This is a genomic window from Christiangramia lutea (assembly GCF_022489035.1).
GTDB lineage: Bacteria > Bacteroidota > Bacteroidia > Flavobacteriales > Flavobacteriaceae > Christiangramia > Christiangramia lutea.
Genome location: NZ_JAKVTV010000001.1, coordinates 46,058 through 58,264 on the forward strand (window position 1 = coordinate 46,058; position 12,207 = coordinate 58,264).

At 34.9% G+C, this 12,207-nt stretch carries 13 protein-coding genes; all 13 read right to left on the bottom strand.

Annotated elements, in window-relative coordinates:
- Window position 1: 1 nt before the first annotated feature.
- The 13 genes from ML462_RS00215 to ML462_RS00275 all read right to left on the bottom strand — a co-directional run bounded on the left by ML462_RS00215 (window position 2) and on the right by ML462_RS00275 (window position 12,206).
- Complete coding sequence (locus ML462_RS00215; protein WP_240711722.1) at window positions 2-706, bottom strand: FkbM family methyltransferase; 705 nt, start codon at window positions 704-706, stop codon at window positions 2-4.
- Window positions 679-1,893, bottom strand: coding sequence for a glycosyltransferase family protein (locus ML462_RS00220; RefSeq protein ID WP_240711723.1), 1,215 nt, complete (start codon window positions 1,891-1,893; stop codon window positions 679-681). The genes ML462_RS00215 and ML462_RS00220 overlap by 28 nt, the downstream gene beginning before the upstream one ends.
- Window positions 1,890-2,795, bottom strand: a complete 906-nt coding sequence (locus ML462_RS00225; protein WP_240711724.1) for a glycosyltransferase family 2 protein — start codon at window positions 2,793-2,795, stop codon at window positions 1,890-1,892. Before ML462_RS00225 ends, ML462_RS00220 begins: the two co-directional genes overlap by 4 nt.
- A gap of 2 nt (window positions 2,796-2,797) precedes the next feature.
- Window positions 2,798-3,655 carry a glycosyltransferase family 2 protein gene (locus ML462_RS00230; RefSeq protein ID WP_240711725.1) on the bottom strand — a complete coding sequence of 286 codons (858 nt, stop codon included), beginning with the start codon at window positions 3,653-3,655 and terminating at the stop codon, window positions 2,798-2,800.
- A gap of 1 nt (window position 3,656) precedes the next feature.
- The gene (locus ML462_RS00235) at window positions 3,657-4,631 is read right to left on the bottom strand and encodes a glycosyltransferase family 2 protein (protein ID WP_240711726.1); all 975 of its coding nucleotides are present in this window, start codon (window positions 4,629-4,631) and stop codon (window positions 3,657-3,659) included.
- 149 nt (window positions 4,632-4,780) lie between these two features.
- Window positions 4,781-5,674 carry a sulfotransferase domain-containing protein gene (locus ML462_RS00240; protein WP_240711727.1) on the bottom strand — a complete coding sequence of 298 codons (894 nt, stop codon included), beginning with the start codon at window positions 5,672-5,674 and terminating at the stop codon, window positions 4,781-4,783.
- A gap of 3 nt (window positions 5,675-5,677) precedes the next feature.
- Window positions 5,678-6,805: a glycosyltransferase family 4 protein gene (locus ML462_RS00245; RefSeq protein ID WP_240711728.1), complete on the bottom strand. Its 1,128-nt coding sequence runs from the start codon at window positions 6,803-6,805 to the stop codon at window positions 5,678-5,680.
- On the bottom strand, window positions 6,802-7,743 hold the full coding sequence (locus tag ML462_RS00250) for a glycosyltransferase family 2 protein (protein ID WP_240711729.1): 942 nt from the start codon (window positions 7,741-7,743) through the stop codon (window positions 6,802-6,804). Before ML462_RS00250 ends, ML462_RS00245 begins: the two co-directional genes overlap by 4 nt.
- Window positions 7,740-8,498 carry a sulfotransferase gene (locus ML462_RS00255; RefSeq protein ID WP_240711730.1) on the bottom strand — a complete coding sequence of 253 codons (759 nt, stop codon included), beginning with the start codon at window positions 8,496-8,498 and terminating at the stop codon, window positions 7,740-7,742. Before ML462_RS00255 ends, ML462_RS00250 begins: the two co-directional genes overlap by 4 nt.
- The gene (locus tag ML462_RS00260; protein ID WP_240711731.1) at window positions 8,491-9,723 is read right to left on the bottom strand and encodes an ABC transporter ATP-binding protein; all 1,233 of its coding nucleotides are present in this window, start codon (window positions 9,721-9,723) and stop codon (window positions 8,491-8,493) included. The genes ML462_RS00255 and ML462_RS00260 overlap by 8 nt, the downstream gene beginning before the upstream one ends.
- A complete protein-coding gene (locus tag ML462_RS00265; protein WP_341481561.1) occupies window positions 9,723-10,571 on the bottom strand; it encodes an ABC transporter permease in 849 nt (282 codons plus the stop codon). Before ML462_RS00265 ends, ML462_RS00260 begins: the two co-directional genes overlap by 1 nt.
- Before the next feature lie 47 nt (window positions 10,572-10,618).
- On the bottom strand, window positions 10,619-11,482 hold the full coding sequence (locus tag ML462_RS00270) for a beta-1,6-N-acetylglucosaminyltransferase (protein ID WP_240711732.1): 864 nt from the start codon (window positions 11,480-11,482) through the stop codon (window positions 10,619-10,621).
- 4 nt (window positions 11,483-11,486) lie between these two features.
- Window positions 11,487-12,206 (bottom strand): class I SAM-dependent methyltransferase, encoded by a 720-nt coding sequence (locus ML462_RS00275; RefSeq protein WP_240711733.1) that lies wholly within the window; start codon window positions 12,204-12,206, stop codon window positions 11,487-11,489.
- Window position 12,207: the final 1 nt, after the last annotated feature.

Below are 12,207 nucleotides of genomic sequence, written 5' to 3' on the forward strand. Positions count from 1 at the left end.
ATCAGGCTGAGGTGTCCATTAAAAAGAGATTTCCTAAATCAGCATTAATTACAGATTTAGCGATCAATCTATATCCCTTACTTTCGAGGTATAATACATTTTCAGAATTAAGATCATTTTTTAAACTCAAGTCTGTTTCAATAAGAATTAATTTTGGCCTGTACCTTTCCCAGTTATTTGATTTTAAGACCTTTAGATCGTTTCCTTCAACATCTATATCAAAAAAGTCCAGGTTTTCACCCTTTGAGATATTCTGATTCAGAATCTCTTCAAGCCTCAGGCAATCAATCACCTTCTCATCAACTACCATATGCTCAACTTTCTGCTCCTTTAAAAACTGGTAATTCATCGAATTCATAGAGGTATATGGATCTTTAAGGATATAGTATTTTTCCTTTGAATTTACCTCACTAACGGCCGTATTCAGGAATGTATCCGAATTTCTATACCTTCTAAAAAGTGGTGCAATATTAGGATTCGGATCTATACAAATTCCTTTCCAACCTCTAAGATAAAAATAATATGAATTTGAAGCTTTAAAAGGATGCCAGCAACCAATATCTATGTATGTACCTGGTTTTTTATTTTTTAATAATTTATATAATTGAATATCATCTCCAGATTGAGAAAAGCTAATGTTATATCTTTTATAGAATTGTTTTTTAAGATTATAGAGCATTATTCTAATATTTTCTTCAGATGGCATTTAAAATTTTCAGGTTCAAAATAATCTTTAAAGGGACTTTCAAACACTGATCGTTCCAGACACCTGTCAATAAGGTTCTTAAGTTTGAGGCAAATTTCCTCTTTATCTGAGCAATTTGCGGCATATTCTTCAGTTCTAAGTATTCGTCTCATTTCACTTCTCTCGGGAGATAATGATAATACGGGTTTATTTAACGAAGATATAAAGGGTGCTTTACCAACCAGTATGTTACTGTGCGTGGCACAGTTTTCAAGCACGATTATGATATCCGATTCCAATTTCTGCTCCAAGGAAGACTCTGCAAAATCTACAGGTTTCAAAAATAAGATATTGTCACCGTTATATTTGTCTCTTAATTCTTTAATATTACCACCTCGCAATCTCAATATCAACTCAGTCTTAGCCTTAAGATATGAATTTTCATTTATTAGGTTCTGATAAGCATCAAGCAGAATTTGTAAATTTCTTCCTAGTTGAAGTGCCCCATGGTAAGAGATACTAATTTCTTTTTCCTTCTTCCTGATCCTTTCTTGATCTCCCTTTTCAAAAACATCTGCCCGGTATTGATGCGGAAGGGTATAAAATTTCTTTGACGATCCATATAGATGTTCAAGGTCATGGGAGAGCAACCTGGATGGGGAGATACAGACTCTGGCAGATTCCACAATATCCCATATTTCTTTAAACTGGCCGAATTCTGTCTTTCTGGGTAACCTATTAGATCCCGTGTCCCACACTATGGGATATGGATCGTGAAAGTTAACAATAGATCTTTCCAAAATTGGCAGGCCTCTTGCAGCTCGAATTACTTCAAATTCCTGACCGGAGCTTCTTATAAAAATATGATCATATTCCTTAAAATCTATTTTAGAGATTATCCTGCGGTAATTTTTTAAATGGTAAGAATCATTAAGGGAGGTACCCACAAGTCTCCACCACATTTTATTTACCAATATTACGTAAGAAGGAATCTTTTTCTCCAGGTAAAAACTTTTTATGGAATCAACAGGTAGGAGATCGAGCCTATCCTCATTATTATGGTTCCTCAAATAAACTACATCAATCCTGGATTGAGGGTATACCTGGGATAAACCTGCAAGGAAAGATCTGGATACTATGCCCTCGCTTGTTCCTGATATCCTTAGGTCCTGTGCTATGACCAAAAACTTTAATTCATCTGATCTCAATTCTGAAATGATTTTAAAAGTTTCAATCTAAAAAAGTTTATGTACTCCCCTAAAAACCCATTTCGCAACATCGTTTTAGTGAATTTGATAAAGAACAAATAGTTTTTTTTGTCATTGTTATAGCATGCTTCAAGTTTTCGAACTAGGTAATTTAATTGAAAGTGATTAAAATATTCTTTTTTATCATTGAGAAGGTAGTAATAAAACTGAAAGGAGGCTTTATTCTTTAAGGTATTCAGGTTTGAGGTACTAGTAATATTATCACCACTATTACGAAAACAAACTTTGGCATCGTTGATGGAATAGATCTTTTCTGCATTAGAAAACTCCAGAAGTGCAAGATCATCGGTATGCCAGGCCAATGGAAAATCTTTAAATTGGTTTCTTCTTACTGCTGAAATTCTAAAAACATATTCACTTAAAGAACTTCGGGTCTCCCCATTGAGTTTCCTAAATAAAAAATCTACACTGTCTTCCAATTCTGGATGCAGGAATCTCTTAGAAATTGGTTCACCAGACTTATTGATTACTACCGTCGAAAATCTAACCACATTAATTTTATTCTTTTCAATAAGATTCTGGTTTTCATAGAACTTCTCAACACAATTTGGTCCTAATAGATCATCATCCCCCAAAAACATCAACCACCTTTCGCTCCTCAAAGGTTTAAGACATCTTTCCCAGTGTGCTACCAGAGAACTGTTACCCAGATTATTTTTAAAATACCGATACTCTATATTTAGTGATCTGGAAAATTCCTTTATCAACATTCCAGGATCATCTGGACTGCCATCATTTCCAATATATACCTTAAAATCTTTATTAGTTTGATTTTCCAGGGACTGAAGACATTCCCTAAAGTATTTAATTTTATAGTAAGGTATTACAATAGCCAGGCTCATATCTATCTTTTAAGGATCTTACCAAGCTTATTGAAAAACCTCCATCCAAGATTGGATCTTAGATCTTTAATCTGATCCCTGAGACTAAAAATGGTATTAGAAGATCTTTCCACCTTAAGTTCAAGCATTCTTATATAATCTTCATCAGGTATCTCTTTACGAATATATCTTAAAGCTCCTACATAATCAATGGTCATATTCACTTTATTGGTCATATTAGAATCATGCCTCCGGTAATATGCCAGTGCTTCGGCAATGAATTGGACTGTTATATCCTTTTGAAAAAATTTGATCCACATTAACCAGTCTTCTTTTGCTTTAAGATTCTCGGGAAAACGAAATTCGTTAAAGAGATCAGAGGAAAATAAGCCACAGTGAATTGGGATCGCGAAATTATTATCCCAATTAAAAATAATATTATCATAGGTTAAAATATCTCGGCTGATCTTAAAATGTGGTTTTACAGCTTTGCCGGCAAAATCATTGTATTGTAGATAGTTTGAAATTACAACTTGAAATGTGTTCGCGTGTTGCAATAATTCAAGTGAATGACCTAGTTTATACTTATGCAAGAAATCATCTGAATCCAGAAACTGAATAAAATTACCTGAAGCCTTATCCAGGCCTAAATTTCTCGCAGAGGCCAGCCCCCCATTTTCCTTATAAAAATATTTAAAACGATTATCTTCTGAAGTCCAGGTTTGAGCGATTCTGGATGTAGAATCATTTGAACCATCATCTACCACAAGGCACTCCCAATTTTCATAAGACTGATCATACACAGACTGTAAGGCCTTATTTAGAAATGAACCCTGATTGTAACAGGGCACAATAACCGAAACCAGGGGATTGTGATTCATATTAGATTTTCAGGGAAGAAATATGTTTTCGAAGTCTATAACTTCTACCGGTAAGTTTAAATAAAATAAGTAAAAAAACTAATTTAATCTTCCATAAATTAAAAGAAGTACTTAGCTCAAGCCTTTTGCCCAGGCTATTAAATTGAGTGTAAATCTCTTTAAAATATTTAAAATGAATCAGCTGCATTATTCCAGGAAGGTATAAATTGAATGCACGTTCTTTTTCAACAGTCCTCCCCTGGAAACCACTTAAATATTCCAATATTTTTGCTCTAACCAGAAGATCAGATCTAATGGCCTCCAGATTTCCCCGGCTAAATTCCCCGGAAATAGATTCTCTGTGATCTCTTATAAAGACCAGGTTTTCGGGTAAGAAAATCACCTCCAGTTCTTTATCCCGGAGTATCCTAAAATGAAAGTCAAGTTCCTGTGCTCTTTTTAGGTTAGGATCAAATTGATGGTCCTTGATAGCTTTTTTCCTCCACAAACAGGACTGGGCATTTATATTTATCTGGCCACTTACATAGTCTGATAGCAAATCTTTACTGTTAGAACTATTATTGAAGGGTCGAGACTTGAAACCATTATCTCTAAATAACAGGTAATTACAAACGACCAGATCTACTGAAGGATCTTTAAAGACCTTAACTTTCTTTTCCAGGTAATTTTTAGTCAAAAGGTCATCACTATCCAGGCACTTGACGAATACCCCGTTACTATTTTCCAGGCCCAGGTTCCGGCAGGCATTTGCTCCTGCCGGCAGAGATTTAGGCCGGCCTATATATTTTATCCGAGAATCGACCTCGCAGTAAAAAGAAAGTAATTCTTGGGTATAATCATTAGAACCATCATCAACTACAATGCATTCCCAGTACTCATAGGTTTGAGCTAATATCGAATCTAAAGATTCACCGATAAGATGAACCCTGTTAAAGGTCGGGATAATGATACTAACCAGTGGCTTAAATTGCTGCATTATCATTTAATAAAGGACGAGAGACCTAAGTAAATCCCCTATCTCAAATTAATTGTTGTTATTCCTTGCGAATTTATAATTAATTATACATAAACCTGTCACCATCAGTGTAATTGGAAGAACAGGAAAATACCTTTAATTTCAATAAGTCACCAATCCTCTTCTTTATAAAAATAAGGCCAGATTTCAGAGGTCCCTTTCTTTATTAAGTCTATTTGGTCTGCCCTGAGATTTTCTTTCCAGTCCTTTATATTCTTCTTAGAATCCCTGGTCAGGAACTTCTTCTGAGAACCAGTAGTTGTCCTGTTTATCTTTTCCTTTACCTCCTGTGTAAAATCCAGGTCGAGTCTATCAAATAAAATCCTGAAATTATTCTCAGGATCACTAGATAGATCTTCATGTTTAACAAACAACCATTCTTCTTTATAGCGTTTTTTATAGTTGAATATCATTAAATGAAGGCAGTTCCATAATAATATTCCCTGCTCCAGGACACTGGTTTCTATAGAAGCATGCAATTCAATTTGTTTTACATACCGGGAAAGATATTTATCCATTAAAACCTCTTGGTCGAGAAAATTTTTAAAATCAAAGTTCCAGTCCTTCTTCATCAGGCTGTAAATAAAGGCGGCGGGATGCCTTACCAGGACAACAACCTCGAGATCATATTTTTCACTAAGCCAGGCTGCTGAAAATAGCGCCAGAGGATCCTTAATTACCAGGTCTTTTTTCCCTTTTAAGGTGAGGCTTAACTCACCAAGGACTGGGAATTTCTGGAATAGCCCTGCTAAAAAAGGATATTTGGTACGATAAATAAACTTATTCAAATAAACTTCTACTTTATTCCTTTGGATCTCCGGAAGGTCTTCAGATGTATATTGAAACCAGAATTTTAAAGGGGTATTATAAACCGGAATCTTGAGATTGAAGGGTTCATGAAAATATAACATTCCAGGGGAAGTTGCTATTATGTTGCCTACCCAGGTTGAACCGGACCTATGTGCACCGGTAACCAGTATTTTTTTTATTCGGCGCTTTTTCATGGATCAGGAAAGGGGCTTACTTTCTATTGCCTCATCAAATAATTCATCAAGTCTTCCAATGTGGTGGGCTAAAGTAAAATTATCAGAAATATTTATTTTACCCGCTGCTCCAAGTTCCCTTGCTGCAGACTCCTCATTTAAAATTTTCAACATGTTTCCGGCCATAGAGGCAACATCGTGCTCCGCGCTTAATAATCCGGTCTTTTGATCTATGATCACATCTGGTATACCTGCATGCCTGGTCGCTATGACCGGAAGACCAGCAGCACTTGCCTCCAGGATTGTTAGCGGTGTCCCTTCTGAATCTCCGTGTTCCGCAGTAATGGAATGCTGAACAAAAGCAATCGACTCTGTGAAATAATCTCTTAAATCCTCTGAACTTATTACACCGGGAAGGCTGATATTATTTTCTAAACCAAAAAATTTTATAAGATTTTTACAGGTTTGGAAAAGATTTCCATCTCCTGCAATAATGAGTTTAGCACGGGGAAATTCTTTCACCACTTCTTTGAAGGCTAAAATTAAATAGTACGGAGCTTTCTTGTCTACAAATCTACCTGCTGCCATAAACTGCTTCTTAGAAAAGCGGGGGGTTACTTTTAAAAACTCATCTCGAGGCCCATAGACATTATAAATCAACTTCTTTTCAGGACAACCAATTTTTATTATATCCTTTCTCATTTTCGTAGAAACAACCACTACATAAGATGCATATTCGAAAATCTCTTTATAGTTATTCGTCAATTCAAACATCTTATGGATCGAGGCATCGTAACCATGAAAATGAACTATCAAGGGTAAGTTGAGTCTTTTTAAAACTGGAAGATATGGAATAGCCGTATCCCCATATTCTGCAAGAACAACATCTATTTTTTTATCTCTGAAAGATTCTTCAATAAACCTTTCTAAAAACCGGGTATGACTTTCCCGTTTAATAAGTCTTCTTAGACGATGTTTAATTTCATCATGACCGCGAAGTTGTCCATATCCATCTAAGTGCTGATTTTCAATGCTGCCGTAATAATGGTAAACTTTTCCATTTAATAACTTTTTATGAGCCTGTATAAAGGTTTCTGAATAAGAAATGTTTGTAGGTGTTAATAATGCTATATTCAGTACATTTTTGCTCATATAAAACTCTGCTTCACAGTGTTATATATAAAGTTTAAATAAGAAGTTTTCCTTAATTTCACTTTATAAAAATTCCGGTTAAATACCGATCTCAATTTATGGATTCTAAGCCAGGTTTCATATAAATGCCCCACTTCTTCTTTCTGGTCTACCTGAAAATTATCATCCAGGTAATCTCTCACTATCCTTTCTTCATAAAGTCGCGAAAGTAATCTATATATCTCCCGATGATTCCTACTGGAATCTGTATGACCCCTAAAATAATTTAATTCCTGTGATAAAAAGCAAACTTGTGTCTTCGAGCTTAACCTGATCCAAAATAACCAGTCCCCACAGAATTTCATGTTCAGTAATTCTTTAGTTAAAACTTCAGAATCTACCAGTGTTTTTTTAAATACTACTGCGCTTGCATTTGGAATTACATTTTTAACTTTCAAATATTTATGCACAAATTGATTTCCAGGCAAACAAAAACTTTCCTTCCAGATATTGGGATTAAAACTAGCAGTATATTCCAGCCTGGAAGATATTACCGATCCCTTTTCATCGACATCCTTACTTTGAGCGTAGATAAGCCCGGGTATATTTTTATTCTCTTTTAAGAAGGCAACTATTTTCTCCAGAAAATCAGGTTTACAATAATCGTCACTTTCTGCTATCCAGATATAATCACCTCGAGCCAATTCTATTCCTTTCTTCCATTGTTTAAATGGACTTCCGGAATTGCTTTTATTCAAAAGCAATTTAGATAGTTTTGGGTGAGTACTAAATTCATCAATTACTTTCCTGCTGGCATCTGTAGAAGCATCATCAAGGATAATAACTTCAATATTTAGATAAGTTTGATTGAAAACACTTTCCAGCCGTTGTCTTAAAAATCGAGCGTGATTGTAATTAGGAACTATTACTGATATTCTGGGCCTTAAACGGAGATTCATGAATTTTGATTAACAAGTGTTAATTGCTTCTCCAATTTTGGAATGCCTAAAAATAAGGATATTAAACTAGTTATGATTCTATTCTTATTCTTGGAAAATAAACTTTCTTCTACAACTTGTTCTAATGGAATGTATTCTAGTTTTCCATCTAACATTTCATTTATTTTAGAAAAAATGGACTTATCATTATTTATGATATCGTCTATATTTACTAACAAACAATGATTGGGATTGTTTTTATAAAATGCCAAAATTCTAGAATTATAAATTTTCCAGGTTTTTAACGATCTAATAAATCCAATTTTATCAGTTTTATTTTGAGATTTAGAATATCTACGAAGTAAAGAATTTACAACCTCATTTGAACTCCTCCACACAAATAAAAATTTCAAATCAGGAATTTCCTTTTGCCAATCTTTTAGGAATAATACTGTTCTGGGATCTTTCCATCCCCAAACTTCATCCCATTTATCTTTTTTATCAATAATAAGTTTAGCTTCTGCCCTGTCTTTCTCATTGAATTGTAATTTTAAAGGTTTATTTACAATCCAACCTTTTGAGTTTGGATCATTTCTAGTTATAATTTCAGAATGTAAATTAAAAAAATCAAGATCTTCAAAATGTCCCAGTTTATTTCCTGCGCTTTCCCCCATCAGGTTTCCTTCTCCTATATCAACACCACATTTTTGAAGCCAGGATGCTGTGAGGGAAGTCCCTGACCTATGCATGCCAGTTATACATATAACCTTATTCATTGGTTTTTTTTATTATGTATTCATTGAAATTAGCTTTTAATATAAAGGGCGGCCAAACATCTACTTCGTGTTTAACCTGAAAATTCAATGCATTATTTAATCGATAAATTGGTGTATTTGAAAAAGCTTTAAAAATTGCTATATCAATTGAATATATACCTTTTGAAAATTGAATTTGTTCATGAACAACTTCAAATTCCAAAATATCGTCTTTCAAAGTCAAGTTTTTCATTTCAAGATTTTCTTCAATGATTGCTATAGGTCGCTGTTCTTTATCATAAAAAATTAATCTCAACAATGGCAACTCTGTATTTTTTACCTTGAATAATAATTTAAAATATATAGAAATAGATCCCATCCAATGAACTTGAATATTATCTGCCTTATTTACTCCAGCATCAATAAATTTTGCATCTAGTATTTCCAGGATACCCTCATCAACAATTTTGCTTTCTTCATTATTTAAAAAGCTTTTATAATAAATATCAATTCCTTCTCCAATATTTTCGCCAAAAAACTTTTCAATTCCATGATCCAACAATAAAATTTTATTACATATCCTAGTAACGAGTGGCATACTATGTGAAACGAATAAGATTGCTGTATTAGGTAACATCTCATCAATAGCTTTATAACACTTGAGCATAAAACCCAAATCACCCACTGCTAATACTTCGTCTATAATTAGGATATCCGGTTCCATTTGCGCCGCAACAGCAAAACCTAATCTTACCCGCATCCCACTGCTATAGTTCTGTACCGGCATATCAATGAATTCCCGTATCTCTGCAAAATCAATGATCTCCTCGATCTTTTCATTGATTTCCTTTCTTGAAAAGCCAAGAACGGCCCCATTATTATAGATATTTTCCCTACCGGTGAGTATAGGATTAAAACCAGCTCCCAGTTCTATTAAAGCCCCGACCTTTCCTCTCATAGTCACCTTACCTTCATCGGGATTAATAAGGCCGTTCAGGATCTTTAATAAAGTAGATTTTCCTGCTCCATTGTGACCTATAAGCCCAAGACACTCTCCGCGCCTAAGCTTAAAATTAATATCTTTCAAGGCCCAGAACTCCTTATCTCTTAATTGTCCCGACTCCCCGCCGGTCTTCCAGCCTTTAAACAGGTCCTGCACTCCATACCAGAGACTTGTTCTCAGGTCTTTACAGAACTTTTTTGACAGTCCTTCTACTTCAACCAGTATTTCGTTTTTTGTTTCCATCAAGCATTGGATCTTTCGGTGATTATCGGGATGGAGATCCTATAAAGAATAAGTCCCAGGCAAAATAGGGGTATGCTTACAACTATAAGTCCAATAAAATAAGACATGAACTGCGGTGAGTTTCCGGTGAGCAGATCCCTTAGAGTGACAATAATAGGCGTAAAGGGATTTAGCTGCATTAATGATTTCATCGGTCCGGTTTCAGGAATGGCATAGACTACCGGGGTGATATACATGATAAAGGTAAGGCCCATAGTAATGATCTTGGCAATATCGTTGTATAGCAAGCCTATGGGGGTAATAAACAATCCCAGGGTAGTGCCAACTAGTAAAGCGGCTAAAATAATTACCGGGAATAATAGTTGACTTAAATGAAAACCGATTCCTAGCAAATAGATGAATACAAACAACAGGACGATCTTTATGGCAGAATTGAATAGAAGCTTATAGAGGCCGGAAATTATAAGTGCTTCCTTTGGAAAATTAATTTTACTTAACATTCTTCTAGCCGCACTGGTACTACGCATAGGAGAATGAATCGCCTCAGTGATGATTGACCATATTAATGTACCAGAAAATGCATAGATGGGATAAGGCATACCCGTATCAGTCACCTGTACAGTCCCGGAGAGATTTAAAAATATCCAGACCGCAGCAGTTGCCAGGGGCGTAATTAATGCCCACAATAATCCAAAATAAGACTGCCGGTATTGCGCTTTAATATCCCTTTCTGCAAGCTGACGGGAAAGGAAGCGTGAATTGAAAATATCTTTCAGGCTGTCTCTTAAGAGATTAAAAAAACTTTTCTTACTCTGTTTATGATATACCCGGGTTTCTAGCTCCATCAACTTTTAAAAAGTTTCTTAAATTTTAAATTCAAACTAAACTAAAGATTTTACCTAAGTTTGTTCTCGATTTCTGCAATTAATTTCCCTGAATCATCACTGAATTTCCTGGCAAAAAAAGGTGAAAATTCTCCATATACACCATCAAATTTTATTTGGTCCCGAAACAATGCAATATGCCTTTCGGTCATCTCGGCAGGCCCCGGATCTACACTCCAGTCTGTATAGGTCAAACTGGTTTTACAAAATGATCTTATTGGGGAGTTTCCAATGATCGTTGGAATAAATGCTTCCTCGGGACACCAGCTTGTTTGAAAAAATTTGACAAATGTGGGATTATCATCTATATATTCGAGTATATATCCTATGGTTTTATGACTTAAAGCCCACCACGTAGAACCGTGATAGATTTCTTTAAAGGGATATCGATTTTTCTGGAAGTACCTGCGAAGGTGATTTTCAAATTTCAACATTAGCCTGGTCTTCCTGCTTTTTAGATCTCTACGATCAAAATGATCAAAGTGATAATATTTTATTCGGTTTTCAGGCTTATGAGTTTGAAACCCCTTGAGAAGGTTTAAATATTCTCCCCCTTTATTTAGTTTTTCATACAAAAAGGAATTAGGCCTAACAGGGTAATCTGAACCACTTAATAAAATATAATGATCGTAACCAGAATCATAAGCTGAATGCATTAACGCATTGATCGCTTTTTGATGAGACCAGCCACCCCACCAGACCTTATGACGTTTAATGAATTTCACATTTTTAAATGACTTTAGATCGTTGGGCAGCTTACTTTTAAGATCGATGTGTAAATAAAAATGAGGGTGTAACTCATCATCAAGTGCTTCTACAAGCCGTTTTAAATGTTCATAATTGGTATAGGCGGTAATAAGATAGGCGATCTTCATTATATTAAAGATTTATGCCACTTTGAGTAAATAAATAGTTCTTATTTCTTAATCCAATGATTTCATTCGGGTTGGTAAGCAGGTAATCATAGTCCAGGTCATTAATTTGAAGAAAAACCTCCTGATTGATCTCCAAATCTTTAACAGGCCCATTTTTAGGTTTTATAATTCCAAGGCCAAAATCTGTATCCAGCACCAGAACTTCGAGTTCATCTTTATATAGTTTCTTCAGGTATACAATGGTCTTCCAAACATCACCACACCATAGACCGTTCCAGCCATCAGGCTTTAACAGATTTACCTCTTGATAGGAATTAGCAGGTGTTGCTGCTGCTTTTCTGGGGGGAAAACAATCATGAACTACGACGCATCCATCTTCATGGAGATAATTAAGCGAGTTAAGAACATCTTTTAAACTGCCTTCAAAAGTGTGCAGCCCATCCACAAAAACAAGGTCAAAAGCTCCAAATGCCTTTATAAATTTCTTATGCTCGATAAAGAATTTATCACTGGTCATTTCAAAATACTTATTTCTAAAATTATAAGGTCTTTTAAATAGTTTTTTAAGCTTGTAATGAAAGTCGATCTGAAACTTGGGATCTATCGCAACCTTTTTAGGACATTTTAATTCGAGAAAAACAAATCCTTTATGAACTCCTATTTCAAGATATTTTTGGTAACCATTTTGGTCTATTAATTCCTGTAATACTTTTAAACGATCCATA